Origin of the sequence: Massilia horti, from assembly GCF_004614195.1 — a bacterium.
In the GTDB taxonomy this organism is placed as follows: Bacteria; Pseudomonadota; Gammaproteobacteria; order Burkholderiales; family Burkholderiaceae_D; genus Telluria; species Telluria horti.
The window spans coordinates 12,708-28,593 of sequence record NZ_SPUM01000107.1 but is presented as its reverse complement, the minus strand read 5'-3'; the positions used below and the strand labels follow the sequence as shown (position 1 = coordinate 28,593).

General features: G+C 63.8%; 13 protein-coding genes and 1 tRNA gene. 7 read left to right on the top strand and 7 right to left on the bottom strand.

The window, feature by feature from the left end:
- Nucleotides 1-393 precede the first annotated feature (393 nt).
- From E4O92_RS15575 to E4O92_RS15560, 4 genes are all read left to right on the top strand, one after another.
- The gene (locus tag E4O92_RS15575; RefSeq protein ID WP_229483403.1) at nucleotides 394-1,524 is read left to right on the top strand and encodes a family 1 glycosylhydrolase; all 1,131 of its coding nucleotides are present in this window, start codon (nucleotides 394-396) and stop codon (nucleotides 1,522-1,524) included.
- 16 nt (nucleotides 1,525-1,540) lie between these two features.
- Nucleotides 1,541-2,299: an SDR family NAD(P)-dependent oxidoreductase gene (locus E4O92_RS15570; RefSeq protein WP_229483415.1), complete on the top strand. Its 759-nt coding sequence runs from the start codon at nucleotides 1,541-1,543 to the stop codon at nucleotides 2,297-2,299.
- A 23-nt stretch (nucleotides 2,300-2,322) separates the two neighbouring features.
- Nucleotides 2,323-3,672 (top strand): dihydrolipoyl dehydrogenase family protein, encoded by a 1,350-nt coding sequence (locus E4O92_RS15565; RefSeq protein WP_135190651.1) that lies wholly within the window; start codon nucleotides 2,323-2,325, stop codon nucleotides 3,670-3,672.
- A gap of 100 nt (nucleotides 3,673-3,772) precedes the next feature.
- Nucleotides 3,773-5,623, top strand: a complete 1,851-nt coding sequence (locus E4O92_RS15560; RefSeq protein ID WP_135190650.1) for a DUF3857 domain-containing transglutaminase family protein — start codon at nucleotides 3,773-3,775, stop codon at nucleotides 5,621-5,623.
- An 18-nt stretch (nucleotides 5,624-5,641) separates the two neighbouring features.
- Here E4O92_RS15560 and pth read toward each other — a convergent pair whose 3' ends face one another.
- The 7 genes from pth to E4O92_RS15525 all read right to left on the bottom strand — a co-directional run bounded on the left by pth (nucleotide 5,642) and on the right by E4O92_RS15525 (nucleotide 11,798).
- Nucleotides 5,642-6,226, bottom strand: a complete 585-nt coding sequence (gene pth / locus E4O92_RS15555) for an aminoacyl-tRNA hydrolase (RefSeq protein ID WP_135190649.1) — start codon at nucleotides 6,224-6,226, stop codon at nucleotides 5,642-5,644.
- 159 nt (nucleotides 6,227-6,385) lie between these two features.
- Nucleotides 6,386-6,985: a 50S ribosomal protein L25/general stress protein Ctc gene (locus E4O92_RS15550; RefSeq protein ID WP_135190648.1), complete on the bottom strand. Its 600-nt coding sequence runs from the start codon at nucleotides 6,983-6,985 to the stop codon at nucleotides 6,386-6,388.
- A gap of 201 nt (nucleotides 6,986-7,186) precedes the next feature.
- A complete protein-coding gene (locus tag E4O92_RS15545) occupies nucleotides 7,187-8,137 on the bottom strand; it encodes a ribose-phosphate pyrophosphokinase (RefSeq protein WP_135190647.1) in 951 nt (316 codons plus the stop codon).
- Between the two features lie 146 nt (nucleotides 8,138-8,283).
- A tRNA-Gln gene (locus E4O92_RS15540) sits at nucleotides 8,284-8,360 on the bottom strand.
- A gap of 68 nt (nucleotides 8,361-8,428) precedes the next feature.
- Nucleotides 8,429-9,334: a 4-(cytidine 5'-diphospho)-2-C-methyl-D-erythritol kinase gene (gene ispE, locus E4O92_RS15535; protein ID WP_167759807.1), complete on the bottom strand. Its 906-nt coding sequence runs from the start codon at nucleotides 9,332-9,334 to the stop codon at nucleotides 8,429-8,431.
- Between the two features lie 3 nt (nucleotides 9,335-9,337).
- Nucleotides 9,338-9,928: an outer membrane lipoprotein LolB gene (locus tag E4O92_RS15530; RefSeq protein ID WP_135190646.1), complete on the bottom strand. Its 591-nt coding sequence runs from the start codon at nucleotides 9,926-9,928 to the stop codon at nucleotides 9,338-9,340.
- Nucleotides 9,929-10,037: 109 nt separating this feature from the next.
- Complete coding sequence (locus tag E4O92_RS15525) at nucleotides 10,038-11,798, bottom strand: tetratricopeptide repeat protein (protein WP_370660014.1); 1,761 nt, start codon at nucleotides 11,796-11,798, stop codon at nucleotides 10,038-10,040.
- Nucleotides 11,799-11,932: 134 nt separating this feature from the next.
- Between E4O92_RS15525 and mutM the strand changes: the two genes are divergently transcribed.
- Genes mutM through mutY form a run of 3 tightly spaced genes read left to right on the top strand, consistent with a single transcriptional unit; the run spans nucleotide 11,933 to nucleotide 15,823 of the window.
- Nucleotides 11,933-12,766 (top strand): bifunctional DNA-formamidopyrimidine glycosylase/DNA-(apurinic or apyrimidinic site) lyase, encoded by an 834-nt coding sequence (mutM, locus tag E4O92_RS15520; RefSeq protein ID WP_135190644.1) that lies wholly within the window; start codon nucleotides 11,933-11,935, stop codon nucleotides 12,764-12,766.
- A gap of 28 nt (nucleotides 12,767-12,794) precedes the next feature.
- A complete protein-coding gene (locus E4O92_RS15515) occupies nucleotides 12,795-14,723 on the top strand; it encodes a dynamin family protein (protein WP_135190643.1) in 1,929 nt (642 codons plus the stop codon).
- Nucleotides 14,720-15,823, top strand: a complete 1,104-nt coding sequence (gene mutY / locus E4O92_RS15510; RefSeq protein WP_135190642.1) for an A/G-specific adenine glycosylase — start codon at nucleotides 14,720-14,722, stop codon at nucleotides 15,821-15,823. The genes E4O92_RS15515 and mutY overlap by 4 nt, the downstream gene beginning before the upstream one ends.
- The last annotated feature ends 63 nt before the right edge of the window (nucleotides 15,824-15,886 follow it).

Sequence of the window (15,886 nt, the reverse complement as noted above, 5' to 3'; positions counted from 1 at the left end):
GTAACCCTCACCGGCGCCCTTCTCCAAAAACTCCCCCGTCCGTGACGAAGTCATCCTGCCAACCGTCCCCTGCCCGGCTTTGGTGTCCGTCTCGCCGCCGGCACCGCAGGTTCCTGCCATACCGAGCGCGGCGGTGCGGCAGATGGGGGTACCCTGGGTCGCTACGTTGCGGCAGCAATTCGACGACGACGCTATCATCAAACTGACCGCGCCAGTCGCGTTCCAGAATCCTCCTGGCACTCAATGCTGTCTTGCAAGTGCCACCGAAGGGCTTCCGGGGCGGTCCTTCCAGCATCGCCACGCAAGGACTAGGGATATCGTATGCCAAGGTTCTTATTTGCCACTGGAATCGAATGCAGCTATCCGGTTATCGGCCAGCGCGACGGCGCGTCCGTGCGCGTCGACGAGATGGAAAAAACCGGGCATTACCGCCGCTGGAAAGAAGATCTCTCCCTTGTCCGCGCGCTCGAGATCGATGCCCTGCGCTACGGCCCGCCTTATTACCGGGTGCACTTGGGTCCAGGCCGCTACGATTGGGAATTTACCGACCAGGTATTTGCGGAAATCCGGCGGCTGGGCATTACACCCATCGTGGACCTTTGCCACTTCGGCGTGCCCGACTGGCTCGGCAATTTCCAGAACCCCGAGTTCCCCTACTTCTTCGCAGAATATGCAAGGGCTTTCGCCCAGCGCTTCCCCTGGGTCGAGTTCTACACTCCCGTTAACGAAATGTACGTCACGGCCAAATTCTCGGCGCATGAAGGCTTATGGAACGAGCGCCTTGCTTCGGACCGCGCTTTCGTCACCGCGGTCAAGCACTTGGCCAAGGCAAATATCCTCGCGACGGAAGCGATTTTGGAAGCACAGCCCTCGGCCAGATTCATCCAGAGCGAATCGTCGGAATACTTCCATCCTTCTGGTCCAGACGCGATGGAAGTGGTGCGGCACTTGAACGAGATGCGCTTCCTGGCCCTGGACCTGGCCTATGGCACGGATGTCTACGGGAGAATGTACGAATTCCTGGCTGACAATGGGCTGACTCGCGACGAGTACCATTTCTTCCTTGACCGCGGCGTCAAGGCACGCTGCATCATGGGGAACGACTACTACGCGACCAACGAACATATCGTCTACCCGGACGGCAGCACCTACATCTGCGAGATGTTTGGGTACTACGTTATCACCCGCCAGTATTACAACCGTTACCGAATCCCCGTCATGCATACCGAAACGAACAACCGCGACCTGGGGACCGGCGAAAAGGACGCACGCATTTGGCTGGAAAAGCAGTGGTCGAACCTGGTCCGCTTGAAGGCCGATGGCGTGCCGATTATCGGTTTTACCTGGTACAGCCTGATCGACCAGGTCGATTGGGACAGCTCGCTGGAAAACAACGTCGGCACCGTGAATCATTATGGGTTATGCGACCTGGAACGCCAGATCCGCCCGATCGGGGAGGCGTATCGCGAACTGATTCGCACCTGGCGGTTCGAGGTTGATAACGATTTCCCTTGTTTGAAATGACGGAGGCTCCGTGGAGATGCAGGACCGGGTAGTGATCGTCAGTGGTGGCACCTCAGGCGTCGGCAAGGCAATCGCCACCCGCTTCGTCGAAGAGGGTGCGCATGTCGTCATTCTTGGACTGAACGATGTGAAGGGCAACGAGGTGCAGGAGCAGCTGCGGGCCACCGCCAAAAAACACGGCGTCGCTGACTGCATCTACCTGCACACCGACGTCAGCGACAGTACCGAGGTCCAAAACACCCTGCGGGTAGTGACAGAGCGATGGCACCAGGTTCATGTTCTGGTCAATAACGCCGCCATCATGAAGAGCGGGGCCCTGGTCGACATGGATGTGGCTGACTGGGACGAGACCATGGCGATCAACCTGCGAGGCCCGTTCCTGCTGTCGAAATATTCGATTCCAGTCATGCCGCCGGAGGCTGCGATCGTCAACATCTCGTCGGTGCACGCGATTGCGACCGATGCCAATACTGCCGCCTACACCGCTAGCAAGGGCGGCCTGGAGGCCTTGACGCGCGCGCTGGCAATCGAGTGCTACCCGCGCAAGATTCGCGTCAACGCGCTGCGGCTTGGCGCTGTGGATACCGGGATGTTGTGGAATAACCCCGATGTCCAGTCCGGCGAAGAAAAGGTCGATCTTAATGAGGTCGCATCCCCGGAACTGATTGCGGAACTGGCCCTGTTCCTGGCAAGCCAACGCTCGCGATTCGTGTCCGGCGCCGTGCTCACCGCCGACGCCGGCCGCTTGCCGATCCTGGCCAGCCACGCAAGCTGATATCCCGACATCCGGAGCCAACAATGCATAAACAATTCCACTTGCTTGTCGTCGGAACCGGCACTGCGGCCACGGTGGCTGCATGGCGCGCGCGCGACGCGGGATGGAGCGTGGCCGTCATTGATTATCGACGTTTTGGCGGCACCTGCGCATTGCGCGGCTGCGACCCGAAAAGGGTTTTGGTCGACGCCGCGGCGGCATATGACGACGCCAAGCGCCGGCACGGAAAAGGATTGGCAGGCGAAGTTCGGCTGGACTGGCAGGTGCTGATGAACTTCAAGCGAACTTTCACCGATCCTGTTCCTGAAAAAAGGGAAGCCTTATATGCCGACAAGGGCATCGCCGCCTTTCACGGTCACGCGCGCTTCACGGGCGCCAACGTGATCGACGTTGATGGCGATACGCTCGAAGGCCGCTACATCCTGATCGCCGCCGGCGCTGAACCAGCCAATCTCGGCATCCCGGGCGAACAGTATTTGGTGACCAGTGAGACGCTGCTGACGCTCGACTTGCTGCCGCACCGGATCCTGATCGTCGGCGGCGGCTTTATCGCGGCCGAATTTTCGCACGTGGCTGCCCGCGGCGGCGCCCAGGTGACCATTGTGGGCGAAAGCGACAGGATGCTGTCCGAGTTCGCCGCCGAAACCGTCGACTGGCTGATGCCCGCGTTTGATGCCGCGGGCATCGAGGTGCATACGGGAACGGCTGTGGAGGCGATCGAACAACGCGACGGCGCCTACCTCGTGCGCGCATCCAAGGACGGCAAACCCCTTCAGTTCAATGCCGACCTGGTGGTGCATGCGGCCGGTCGCAAACCGGACCTGCAGGCGCTCGGGGTGGAGGCGGCCGGGATTGAACTTGAGCATGGCCGCCTGCGGCTGAGCGGATACCTGCAGAGCGTGTCGAACCCGGCGGTATATGCAGCGGGAGACGCGGCATCGATGGGCCCGCAGCTGACGCCGGTCGCTACCTACGATGCGAAAGTTGCCATCGACAATATCCTGAAGGGCAACCATCGAACTGTGGATTATTCGGTCGTTCCAAGCGTTGCGTTCACCATTCCGCCGATTGCGACGGTCGGCCTCGACGAGCAGGAAGCAAACGACAAGCAGCTTAAGTTTCGGGTGTGTTGCGCCAATGCTGCGGACTGGTTCACCGCGCGCCGCTCGGCGCAACCCGTGTATGGTTACAAGATCCTGGTCGAGGAGGATAGTGGCCGCATCCTGGGCGCGCACCTTGTGGGTCCCAACGTGGACGAGCTGATCAACCTGTTTGCGCTCGCGATCCGTCACGGGCTAAGCGCCGATGCGCTGAAAGAAACCCTGTTCGCTTACCCCACGGGTGCATCGGATATCGGCTCGATGCTCGGGTAACTCGCAGCGGTGGACTTGCGGCCGCTCAAGAGTACGAGACTGCTCTTGAGTAACATGGGTCGGTCGAGCTCATGCGCTCACCGCCTGTGGAGCCCACGCCATGCCCTTTCGCCTCGCCGCAGTGCTCACTTTCCTCCTGGCTTTGTGCTGCCGCGCCGGCGCGCGCGACACCGGCACCGACCCTGCCATGGTGATCGACAAGTACATCCAGCACTTCGTGGTCGAGCGCGACGGCAGCTACACCGTTACGGTCGATCACGCCAAGACGATCAACGAGCAGCGCGCGATCCAGTCCAACGCCCAGTATTACATTGCCTACAACAAGACGCTCGACGAAGTGACGGCGGTCGAGGCCTACACCGAAAAGCCCGATGGCCGGCGCGTGCCGGTGCAACCGGAACAGGTGCGTGACCAGCAGGAGAGCGCGTCCACCGACGCCCCCATGTTCCAGGACACGCGCCTGAAGATCGTCATCTTCCCCGAGGTTGCGGTCGGCGACCGGTTGGCCGTGCGCTATGTGATCCACCGCGCCACGCCGCTGTTCCCCGGCCATTTCGAGGATTTGTCCTCGTCGCAGTTCTACTTGAACAAGGACTTCCGGCTGATCTACGACATGCCCGAGTCGATGCCGCTGTATGCGGATGCGGTCGGCTTCACGCCGGTGGCTGGCGACAGCCCGGCGGGCCGGCGCCGCTACCAGTGGCGCTACGTTAATGGCGAGAACGAGCGCATCGAGGCCGATTCAGTCAGCTACCTCGACTATGGCAAGCGCCTCGCGGTATCGACCTTCGCCGACTACGCCGCATTCGCCCGTGCCTACCAGCTAGGTGCCGCCGGCAAGACGCAGTCGACGCCGGAAATCGCGGCGCTGGCCCGCCAGATCACCGCCGGCTTGCCTGATGCGCGCTCGCGCGCCCTGGCGCTGTCGGACTGGGTCCGCCACAACATCCGCTACGTCGGCGTGTACATCGGCCCCGGCGGCGTCGTGCCGCACAGCGCGGCGCAGGTGCTGGAGAACCGCTACGGCGACTGCAAGGACCATGCCGCCCTGCTGGAAACGCTGCTGGCTGCGGCAGGCATCGAGAGCACCAGCGTACTGATCAATAGCGGCAACGCTTACCGGCTGCCGCGCACGCCCACGCTAGGCATCTTCAACCACATGATCACCTACGTGCCGGGCCTGGACCTGTACCTCGACTCCACCGCCGAATCGACCGCCGCCGGCTACCTGCCCGTGGGCGCCCTGGGCAAACCGGTCCTGCTGACCAAAACGGGCATGCTCGCCGCCACGCCTTCGGCGCAGCGGGCAAAACACCGGACCACGGCCTGGTTCGACATCAGGCCGGACGGCCGCAGCGATTTCAAGGTGACCAAGACCACGTTCGGCGCGATCGCGGAGCCATACCGGCAAGCCGTGCGCGACACCAAACAGGCCGACCGCGACCAGTTAGTGCAGCGCATGTTGCAAGGCCTGGGCCAGAAGGGTTTTGGCACCTTCAACCCGGGCCAGGTCGACAGCAATGCCGATGAGTACAGCCTGTCGTTCGCGGGCACCAGCGAAAATTTCATCAACCTGCCCGGGCCGACGGGGCTGGCCACCACCTACAATTTCTGGGGCGGCGTCGGCGAAGCTGTTTTCAATTTTGGACAGGAAAAAGACCGGCGCCAGGACTTCGTGTGCCCGTCGATCGATGTCGAGGACGAGCTGGGATTGCGCTTCCCGAAGGGTGTGCGCATCCTCGCCATTCCCAAACCGGTGACGATCAGGGACGCGAATTTTGCTTACCGCTCAAGCTATGTCCTGAAAAACAATGCGGTGCTCGTCAAGCGCAGCCTGGTCTTCAGGCGTGCCAGCGTCATCTGCTCAACCGGCGACTACCGCAGCCTGCAACCGGCGCTGGACCGCATGATGCGCGACCTGCGCGGACAGGTCGTGGTGCAAGGGCCGTGAACAGCCGGGCGCTTTCCGTTACGGCGTATGCAGCCGCATCATCGCCACGTCAAACTTGCCCTCGCAGACGAGCGGGATAATCCGCAGCCCCTTGTCGATCGATTCCTCGATCAGCATCTGCTCCTCACGCCGCGGCCGGTGCAGCACGTAGTCGGCCACCACCTGCTGCAGGTTCTGTGTGCGCGGATGGCCAATGCCCAGACGCAGGCGCCAGTAGTCCTGGGTGCCGAGCGCGGCGGTGATGTCCTTCAAGCCGTTGTGCCCGCCCGACGAGCCGCCCTTCTTGAGCTTGGCCACGCCCGGCGCGATGTCGAGCTCGTCGTGCACGACCAGGATTTCGTCGGGGTTGACCTTGAAGAACCGCGCCAGCCCGCCCACCGACTGGCCGGAACGGTTCATGTAGGTTTGCGGCTCGAGCAGCCAGACGTCATTGCCCGCGATCGAGGTCTTCGCGACCAGCGCATTAAAGCGCGATTCGCGCTGCAGCCGACAGCCCGGCAGGGTGTTGGCGAGGTTATCGACCAGCCAGAAGCCGGCATTGTGGCGGGTTTGTTCGTATTCGGGGCCAGGATTGCCAAGGCCGACGATCAGGCGGATGGACATGGAAGAGTGAGAATAAGCGCAAAGACAGCATTATCGGTGCAAACCGGTAGAAAACAAGCCGGCGACCTCAGCGGATGGTGAAACAAAAACAAAAAACCCGCCGGGCATGCCGTGGCGGGTTTTCCTTTGCAAGGCCGCATCGCTGCGGCCGGGTGCAAATTACTTCTTCTCTTCAGCTGCAGCAGCTTCGGCAGCAGCCTGGCCAGCCGGCACCGAAGCGGTGGCGATGGTCAGGTTCTGGCCGTGGGTCAGCGCGGTCACGCCTGCCGGCAGGGTCAGGTCGTTCACGTGGACCGAGCCACCGGCTTCCAGGTTGCCCAGGTCAACGGTGATGAACTCCGGCAGTTGGGCCGGCAGGCACTCGACGTCCAGTTCGTTCAGCACGTGCGAAACGATTGCGCCACCCAGCTTGACGGCCGGCGAGGTTTCAGCGTTGACGAAGTGCAGGGCGACCTTGGTGTGAATCTTCTTCGATGCGTCGACGCGCTGGAAGTCCGCGTGCAGGACCAGCTGCTTGTATGCGTGCATCTGGAAGTCACGCAGCAGGACTTGCTGGGTCTTGCCGTCGATTTCCAGGTCCAGGATCGAGCCGTGGAAAGCTTCTTTCTTGAGCGCGTGGAACAACGCGTTGCCATCCAGGGCGATCAGTTGCGGGGCGTCTGCGCCACCGTAAACGATACCCGGGGTCTGGCCAGCGTTGCGCAGGCGGCGGCTCGCTCCGGTCCCCTGCTGCGTACGGGCAAATGCGACTACTTTCATTTGTAACTCCAAAAAATACGGGCCCGAATGCCTGGAGCACTGCTCCAGACCCGGTTGCCCAGGTTGATGGCAGCCCCCGCGACCAGGGGCTACCGGGAAGTTGAGCGCAAGGTTACCTTTGCACTCAAGAAAATCCAGATACTACAACGGCGCGCCGGCTGATTTCAGCCTGGCGCGCCGGTCAAACGGCCGTCGAATTGCTCAGTCGACGAACAGCGACATCACCGAGTCGCCCTTGACGATCCGCTTGAAGGTCTCGGCCAGCAGCGGCGCGCTGGTGAGCTGGCGGATCTTGGTGCAAGCCTGGCCTGCAGCGGTCAGCGGGATGGTGTCGGTGACGACCAGCTCATCCAGCGGCGAATTGGTGATGCGCTCGATTGCCGGACCCGACAGCACCGGGTGCGTGCAGTAGGCAACCACTTTCTTGGCGCCGCGCTCTTTGAGCACTTCGGCCGCCTTGGTCAGCGTGCCGGCGGTGTCGACCATGTCGTCCATGATCACGCAGTTGCGGCCTTCGACCTCACCGATGATGTTCATCACTTCCGACACGTTCGCCTTCGGGCGGCGCTTGTCGATGATCGCCAGGTCGCAGCCGAGGCGCTTGGCCAGCGCGCGGGCGCGCACCACGCCGCCGACGTCCGGCGACACGACCAGCAGGTCTTCGTAGTTGCGCTTCTGCAGGTCGCCCAGCAGGATCGGGGAAGCGTAGATGTTATCGACGGGAATGTCGAAGAAACCCTGGATCTGGTCGGCATGCAGGTCCATAATCAGGACACGCTCGCAGCCAGCCTGTTGCAGCATGTTGGCCACCACCTTGGCCGAGATCGCGACACGCGCCGAGCGCGGGCGACGGTCCTGGCGGGCGTAGCCGAAGTATGGAATGGCGGCGGTAATGCGGCCAGCCGATGCGCGCTTGAGAGCGTCGACCATCAGCATGATTTCCATCAGGTTGTCATTGGTGGGAGCGCAGGTCGATTGCAGAACGAAGACGTCCTTGCCACGAACGTTCTCGTTGATTTCGACCATGACTTCGCCATCGGAGAACTTCGAGACCACGGCCTTGCCGAGAGGAATGCCGAGGGTTTTTGCGACCCCTTCTGCTAGCGCCGGATTGGCATTGCCGGTAAAAACCATCAGGTTTTCGTAAGCCATTGGGAGTCCCAGTGAGGTAATCTTGAAACTTGAAAAACAATCAGCCGGCTTGACCGGCTGACGATGCGTAAAGGATGAGTTGCGAGAGCAACATCTCCGGCTTCGTCTGCTGGACGCTCAAGGCATCGACAGGCCAGACAAAACGGTGGCAGGGGAACAAGGATTCGAACCTTGGAATGCCGGAATCAAAATCCGGTGCCTTAACCAACTTGGCGATTCCCCTACGCTAACTTTTACTGCTTGCCGTTAAGCTCGACTATTTTACCGTCAAACCCAACCACAGGCAAAATTTTATTCTACAACTCGTTGATTTTGCAAGAGGGATTTCATCGGATGGCTGTCCAGCGCTTTGGCTTTCCATGCGGACCAAGCGCCCGGCACATCGGCCAGCACCTGATCTGCTTCGCTTTCGCTGGAAAACGCGCAAAACACGCATGCCCCCGAGCCAGTCATCCTGGCATCCCCGTACCGTCCCAGCCATTCAAGCGCCTCTGCTACTGGCGCAAACATGCGGATTGCCACGGCTTGCAAATCATTTTTCCCAAACCCACTTAAATCGCGACGATTTTCGAGGTGTCTGGAAAAGTCCGATATTGTGACGCCTTTCGTATCCCTTGTCAAATCAGGTGCGCCAAATATCGCCGGCGTGGGCACCGCCACGCCCGGTTCGATCACCACATACCAGCAATCCGGACCGGCAACCGGGGCCAGCGCCTCGCCCACCCCTTGCGCGAACGCCGTCTGGCCGAAGAGGAAAAACGGGATGTCCGCGCCCAGCGGCAGGCCCACGGCCATCAGTTCATCACTGGTGAAGCCTGCCTGCCACAGGCAGTTTGCCGCCATCAGCGCGGTGGCCGCGTCGGACGAGCCGCCGCCCAGGCCGCCGCCCATCGGCAGCACCTTCTCGACCGCCACGCTGATGCCCGGCGGATTGTGCCCGTGGCGGCGTGCGTATTCCGACGCCAGGCGCTTAAGCGCGCGCACGATCAGGTCCTGCTCTTCCGGCACGCCGGGCACATCGGTGGTGCGCACGATGCGCTCGTCCTCACGCAGGTCGAAATGCAGGCGGTCGGCGCGGTCGATCAGCTGGAACACGCTTTGCAGCAGGTGGTAGCCGTCCGAACGCCGCCCTACCACGTGCAGGAACAGGTTGAGCTTGGCCGGCGCGGGGCAGTTGTGCAGCGAAGTCAAAGCCATGCGTCAGGTTTCCGGGTCGATGACGATGCGAATCTCCAGTGCATCGCTGTTGCCCATGGTGCCGCGCTCGGCGTAAATCACGCGCGGCCTGGGGTGTGCCGAGTTCTCGCCCAGCCAGCTGACGAAGCGCAGGCGCCAGCCGTCGCGCGTGAACACGCTGTTGTTGGCGGGCGAAGCGACAAAGCGCTGGCCCTGGGCGTCGTTGGCGAAGCCCTGCAGCCAGTCGCGCAGGGCCGACACCGGCAGCTCCCAGCCCAGCGCCTGATAGGTCAAGGTGTCGATGTCGCTGGCCACGCGCGGCGGCTGGTTGGGCAGGGTCAGGGTCGCTTCCTGCGGCGTGACATTGATCTCGGCCACCGTCTGGCCCAGTTGCGAAGCCACGCTCACGTCGACACGCCCCGGGCGCTGGATCCAGTTGAAATTGACGGTCACCGCTTCCGGCCTGCCCTCCTTCTGGTAATTCACCGACATCCGCCCGGTCAGGTCGATCGTGTCGCGGTAAGCGCCCACGGTGGCGCGGTTGGCGGGGGCGGTGGCGCAGCCGGCCAGGGCGGCGGCAAGCGCAAAAAGAGTCAGGCGTCGGGTAATCGGCATTGGTTGGGTAGGTGGTTAATTGGGCACAATAGGCACTGTCACCGTTAGCTGGAGGGCGTAGGGTGGGCAGGTTCTCCTGCCCACCCTACCGGTGACAGCGCCAATTATTTCACAGCGAAAGGTGCAGGCGCGCCAGCGTCTCGCGCAGCGCGTCGTTTTGCGGGTCCTTGGCGTGCGCTTCGTGCCACAACTGCTGGGCGGCTGCCTTCTGGCCCTTCTTCCACAGCACTTCGCCCAGGTGCACCGCGATCTCGGGATCGCTGCGCAGCGCGTAGGCACGGCGCAGCAGCAGTTCGGCTTCGTTCAGGTTGCCCAGGCGGTACTGCACCCAGCCCATGCTATCCATGATGAACGGATCGCCCGGCGCCATCTTCAGCGCCTTGTCGATCAGCTGGAACGCCTCCTGCAGGCGCACGTTGCGTTCCGCCAGCGAATAGCCCAGCGCGTTGTAGGCGTGGTGGTTGTCCGGCGCCTGCGCCATCACCTTGCGCAGCGTGGTTTCCATCACGTCCAGGTGGCCGGCCTTTTCCGCCATCAACGCAAAGTCGTACAGCAGGTCGGTGTTGGCCGGAAAGCGCTTGGCCGCGGCCGCCATCTGCCGGTACGCGTCCTCGATCCGGCCAGCGTCGCGCAGCACCATGGCTTCGGTCACGGCGACCTGGGCCTGGTCGGCGACGTCTTCGGGCTTGAGCGTGGCGAGCAGCTTGCGCGCGGCTTCCACATCGCCCTGCTTGCCCATCAACTGGGCGCGCCGCAACTGGGTGCCGAACGCGACTTTCGAGTCGTCGTCCGGAATCTTGTCGAGCCAGCCCAGCGCGGCGCTGTAATCGCGCCGGTCCTCGGCAATCTGGGACAGGATCAGGAGCGCCTTGGATGGATCGCGCTCATCGTCGGGGTTGTCGCCCAGCACGTCGACGAAATGCGACAGGTACTTTTCCGCCGCCGGCGAATCGTTCATCTGCAGCGACAACAGCCCAAGCGCGTACAGCGTGCCGGCGTTGTTCGGCTGGTCCGCGAGCAGCACCAAAAATTCCTTGCGCGCCGCCTCAAACTGTTTCTGGTTGACCAGCACCCTTGCCCGCGCCGCGCGCACCTCGCGCGCCTTGGGGTGGCTGGCGAGGAAGTTGCCGAGCAGGTCGACGATCTTCGCTTCGTCCTCGGTCACCTGGGCCAGCGTCAGGACCGCGATCTCGGAATCGGGCTTCATCGCCAGCGCCGCGTTGGCCTCGCGCAGGGCCACGTCCCTGGCGCCGCGCGCCTGCGCCGCCTGGGCCAGCACCACGTGCCCTTCCATCGTGTTACGGTAGGGCTCGACCAGGCGCTCGAGCATGGCGTTGCCCGCCTCCTTGTCCTTGGCGCGCATCAGCAACTGCTGCATCTGGAACAGCAGCAGGGGACGGATGGTCGAATCGGCCTGCGCGAGCCGCTGCCGGAAGATCGGCTCCGCTTCCGCGATGTTGTCCGAAATGACGACCAGGCCCAGGTAGTACTGCGAGGCCTCCTCCGAATCCGGGGCCAGCTGGCGCCACAGGCGCACCGCGGCCAGCGCGTCATCCGGCTGCTTGGCGGACAGCGCCATTTCGGCCGCGCGCTGCGCGAGGCGCGGATCCTTGGTCTGCTGCGCCAGGCTCAGCATCGTCAGGTACGGTCCCTGCCAGTCCCCCTTCTTGTAGTCGAGCTCGGCCTTCATCAGCTGGTACATCAGCGTGGGCGTGAGCTTGACGTTCGGAAGTTTCTCGTCAGTCTGGCTGGCGTCGGTTGCGGGGTCGGCCGCCGCGTCGCCGCTCTGCGCTCTGGCCGCTGGCGGCTGCGGCGCCGGGGCCGGAGTTTCCCCCTGCTGCTTTGACGCGACGGCGCATGCCGACAGCATGGCGGAGAGGGTTACAATGACGAAAGCGTTTTTCAAGGCAAGTCCAAGGTCGTGATGGATGTCCGATTCTACGCTGATGGCTAAGCGCGCGTGCGAGGCCGCAACACGAATTTACATTGTTTTTACCGATTCTCATGCCTGAGCTCCCCGAAGTCGAAGTTACCCGGCGCGGCGTCGCCCCGTACCTGGAAGGCCGCGTGGTCGAACAGGTGGTGCTGCGGCGCATTGGGCTGCGCTGGCCGTTTCCGGCAAACCTGGACGCGCTGCTGGCCGGCCAGCGCATCCTGACAACTGGCCGGCGCGGTAAATACCTGCTGCTGGGCTTCGGGCACGGCACCCTGATCATCCACCTGGGCATGTCCGGCCACCTGCGCGTGCTGCCGCCCGGCATCGATCCCAACAAGCACGATCACTTCGACCTGCAAGTTGCCAGCGAGGCCGGAAGCCAGGTGCTGCGCCTGCACGACCCGCGCCGCTTCGGGGCGGTGCTCTGGCACGGCGCGCACGAGGGCTCGCTGGAACAGCATGTGCTGCTGCGCGACCTGGGCGTGGAACCGCTGGGCGGCGCCTTCTCGGGCGCCCTGCTGCACCGCGCCACCCGCACGCGCAGTGCGCCGATCAAGCAGGTGCTGCTGGCGGGCGACATTGTGGTGGGCGTGGGCAACATCTACGCCTGCGAAAGCCTGTTCCGTGCCGGAATCAACCCCAAGACGCCGGCCGCGCGCATCAGCCGCGCCCGCTACGACAAGCTGGCCACGGCCATTAAAGAGGTGCTCGCCGCCGCGATTGCGCAAGGCGGCAGCACCTTGAAGGATTTTCTGTCGGTAAATGGCCAATCCGGCTACTTCCAGCAGACCTATTTCGTCTATGATCGTGCTGGAGTGCCTTGCCGCAACTGTGGCACGCCGGTCCGCCAGATCAAGCAGGGCCAGCGCTCCACGTTCTACTGCGTACACTGCCAGCGGTAACGGGCGACAACAACAGGCGGGCGACAACATGGTGCACGATTTTCAACAACATGGCGCATGGCGCGCAAGCGTGGCGGCGGCGCTGGAGAGCTGGCGCGACTGGGCCAGGACGACCGACCTGCTCGATGCGGCCAGCGAGCAGCGCCTCGCGCGCGCGCTCGACCGCCTGCGCGAGGACAAGCTCACGGTCGCATTCGTGGCCGAATTCTCGCGCGGGAAATCCGAGCTGATCAACGCGATCTTCTTCGCCGATTACGGCCAGCGCATCCTGCCCTCCGCCGCCGGGCGCACCACCATGTGCCCGACCGAGCTGCGGTACGACTCGGGCCACGCGCCCTGCATCCGCCTGCTGCCGATCGACACGCGCGCCCGGCACCTGTCCACCAGCGACTTTCGCGATGATCCCGGCGCGTGGACCGAGGTGCCGCTCGACCCGGCCTCGCCGGAGCGCATGCACGAGGCGTTCCGCCAGGTCAGCATGACGCGCCGGGTCACGGTGCAGGAGGCGCAGCGCTACGGGCTGTACGACGAGACCGATCCCGACCTCGCGGTCACGCTGGGCGAGGACGGCCTCGTCGAAATCTCGCAGTGGCGCCATGCGATCATCAACTTCCCGCATCCGCTGCTCGAACAGGGGCTGGTGATCCTCGACACCCCGGGCCTGAACGCGATCGGCACCGAGCCGGAACTGACGCTTAACCTGATCCCGAATGCGCACGCGGTGCTGTTCATCCTGGCCGCCGAAACCGGCGTGACCAAAAGCGACATCGAGGTCTGGCGCAAGCACATCGGCGGCGCGCCGGGACGGATCGCGGTGCTCAACAAGATCGACGCGATGTGGGACGAACTGAAAACGCCCCTTGAGAACGACGCCGAAATCGCACGCCAGCAGCACAGCGCAGCCCAGCTGCTTGGGCTGGAGGCGCACCAGGTGTTCCCGGTCTCCGCGCAAAAAGCGCTGGTCGCCAGGATCAACGGCGACACGGCGCTGCTCGAGCAAAGCCGCATCGCCCAGCTCGAGGCGGCGCTGTTCAACCAGCTGATTCCGGCCAGGCAGGACATCCTGAGGAGGCAGCTGCAAGAGGACGTGGACAGCGTCCTGGCCGCGCAGCAGGCGCTGGCCGGCTCGCGCGGACGCAGCCAGCTCGAGCAGCTACAGGAACTCAAAAGCCTGCGCGGCAAGAACCGGACTGTCATCGCGCACATGGTCAAGCGCGTCGAGCTCGAAAAGAAGGAATTCGACGCTAGCCTGTTCAAGCTGCAGGGCACGCGCGCCGTGTTCACCCGGCTGTCGACGGAGCTGTACACGACGCTGGGCATGGACGTGGTCGAACGCGAGACCGCGGCCGTGCGCACGGCCATGGAAGCGGCGCGCTTTGCCACCGGCATGCGCGCTCCGGTGCGCGAGTTCTTCGACCAGGCGCGCGCCAACCTCGTCCAGTCCAACGCCAAGCTCTCCGAGATCGCGGCGATGATGGAGACCATGTACCGCAAGTTCTCGGCCGAGCATGGCCTGTCGCTGGCGGTGCCAGGCGCGCTCTCGCTCGATCGCTACCGCAAGGACATCGACGAGATCGAGGACATCTACCAAAAGCAGTTCGGCACCGCCACCCTGCTTATCACCAGCCGCGGCACGCTGCTGCAGCGCTTCTTCGACTCGATCGCCTCGCGCATACGGCACACCTTCCGCCTTGCAAACGGCGAGGTGGAAGCCTGGCTGAAGGTGGCCATGGCGCCGCTCGAAGCGCAGATCCGCCAGCACCGCGACCAATTGCGGGGACGGCAGGCGTCGATCCAGCGCATCCACGACGCGACCGACAGCCTGGAACAAAAGATCGCGGCGTTCGAGGCGATCCAGGGCGATCTCGACGAACTCAAGACGCGCCTGACGGAACTGGCGCAAGGCGTGCGCACGGCGCTGGACGCCGACCCGAAGCCATTGGAACGAGCTGCATGAAGCGATTGACCGAATTTGACGAACTGACCGACCCGACGTTTTCCCAGGCGGTGATCGACTGGCAGCGCGCCCACGGGCGCCACGACCTGCCGTGGCAGAACACGGTTGATGCCTACCGCGTCTGGCTGTCCGAGATCATGCTCCAGCAGACCCAGGTCGCGGCGGTGCTTGGCTACTACACGCGCTTTCTGGAGCGGTTCCCGACGCTGGCCGACCTGGCCTGTGCCCCAATCGACGACGTGATGGCGCACTGGAGCGGGCTCGGTTACTACACCCGTGCACGCAACCTGCATGCCTGCGCCAAGCGAGTGATGGAACAGTATGGGGGCGTGTTCCCGAGCGACCCGGCGCTGCTGGCCGAGCTGCCGGGCATCGGCCGTTCGACGGCGGCTGCGATTTCGGCGTTCTCAAGCGGCACCCGCGCGGCGATCCTGGACGGGAACGTCAAGCGCGTGTTCGCGCGCGTGTTCGGCGTTGACGAGTACCCGGGCGAGAAGCGGGTCGAGGAAGCGCTGTGGCGGCGCGCCGACGCGCTGCTGCCGGAACAAGGAATCGAGGCGTACACGCAGGGCCTGATGGACATGGGCGCGACCTTGTGCACGCGTAGCAAGCCCGATTGCGCGCGCTGCCCGCTGCAGGCGCGCTGCGTGGCCTATGCGAGCGGGCGCACGGCCGAGCTGCCGGTGCGCAAACCGAAGAAAGCGTCACCGGAAAAGCGCGCGCGCATGCTGGTGGTGATCGATGGTGGCGAAGTGCTGCTGCAGCAGCGCGCGGGCAGCGGCATCTGGGGTGGTTTGCTGTCGCTGCCGGAAGTGGACGGGCATGTGGCGTTTGAACAGGCCGGCGAGGATATCGAACAGGTAGATCGCGCGGCGGCCGCGTTTGGCGAAGTCGAGGAGATGCAGGCGCTGCTGCCGCTGGTGCACGTGTTCACGCACTACAAGCTGCATATCGTGCCGTACAAGGTGGCGCTGGTGCGGCGGGGGAAGACGCCGGCGGGATACGTGTGGGTCAGGCTCGATGACATCGCGGACGCTGCCCTCCCCGCGCCCATCAAGAAGCTGCTGACCGGGCTGACGCAGCCGGGACTGTTCCCGTAGGGTGCGCACCTGTGCGCACGCGGTTCGCGAACGTTGCGTAGTGAAGCGGCAGCCGCAAGTCAG

Coding starts and splice junctions, on each gene's coding strand:
- E4O92_RS15570 (WP_229483415.1), top strand. CDS start 1,541: ATGCAGGACCGGGTAGTGATCGTCAGTGGTGGCACCTCAGGCGTCGGC.
- E4O92_RS15565 (WP_135190651.1), top strand. CDS start 2,323: ATGCATAAACAATTCCACTTGCTTGTCGTCGGAACCGGCACTGCGGCC.
- E4O92_RS15560 (WP_135190650.1), top strand. CDS start 3,773: ATGCCCTTTCGCCTCGCCGCAGTGCTCACTTTCCTCCTGGCTTTGTGC.
- pth (WP_135190649.1), bottom strand. CDS start 6,226: ATGTCCATCCGCCTGATCGTCGGCCTTGGCAATCCTGGCCCCGAATAC.
- E4O92_RS15550 (WP_135190648.1), bottom strand. CDS start 6,985: ATGAAAGTAGTCGCATTTGCCCGTACGCAGCAGGGGACCGGAGCGAGC.
- E4O92_RS15545 (WP_135190647.1), bottom strand. CDS start 8,137: ATGGCTTACGAAAACCTGATGGTTTTTACCGGCAATGCCAATCCGGCG.
- ispE (WP_167759807.1), bottom strand. CDS start 9,334: ATGGCTTTGACTTCGCTGCACAACTGCCCCGCGCCGGCCAAGCTCAAC.
- E4O92_RS15530 (WP_135190646.1), bottom strand. CDS start 9,928: ATGCCGATTACCCGACGCCTGACTCTTTTTGCGCTTGCCGCCGCCCTG.
- E4O92_RS15525 (WP_370660014.1), bottom strand. CDS start 11,798: ATGCTGTCGGCATGCGCCGTCGCGTCAAAGCAGCAGGGGGAAACTCCG.
- mutM (WP_135190644.1), top strand. CDS start 11,933: ATGCCTGAGCTCCCCGAAGTCGAAGTTACCCGGCGCGGCGTCGCCCCG.
- E4O92_RS15515 (WP_135190643.1), top strand. CDS start 12,795: ATGGTGCACGATTTTCAACAACATGGCGCATGGCGCGCAAGCGTGGCG.
- mutY (WP_135190642.1), top strand. CDS start 14,720: ATGAAGCGATTGACCGAATTTGACGAACTGACCGACCCGACGTTTTCC.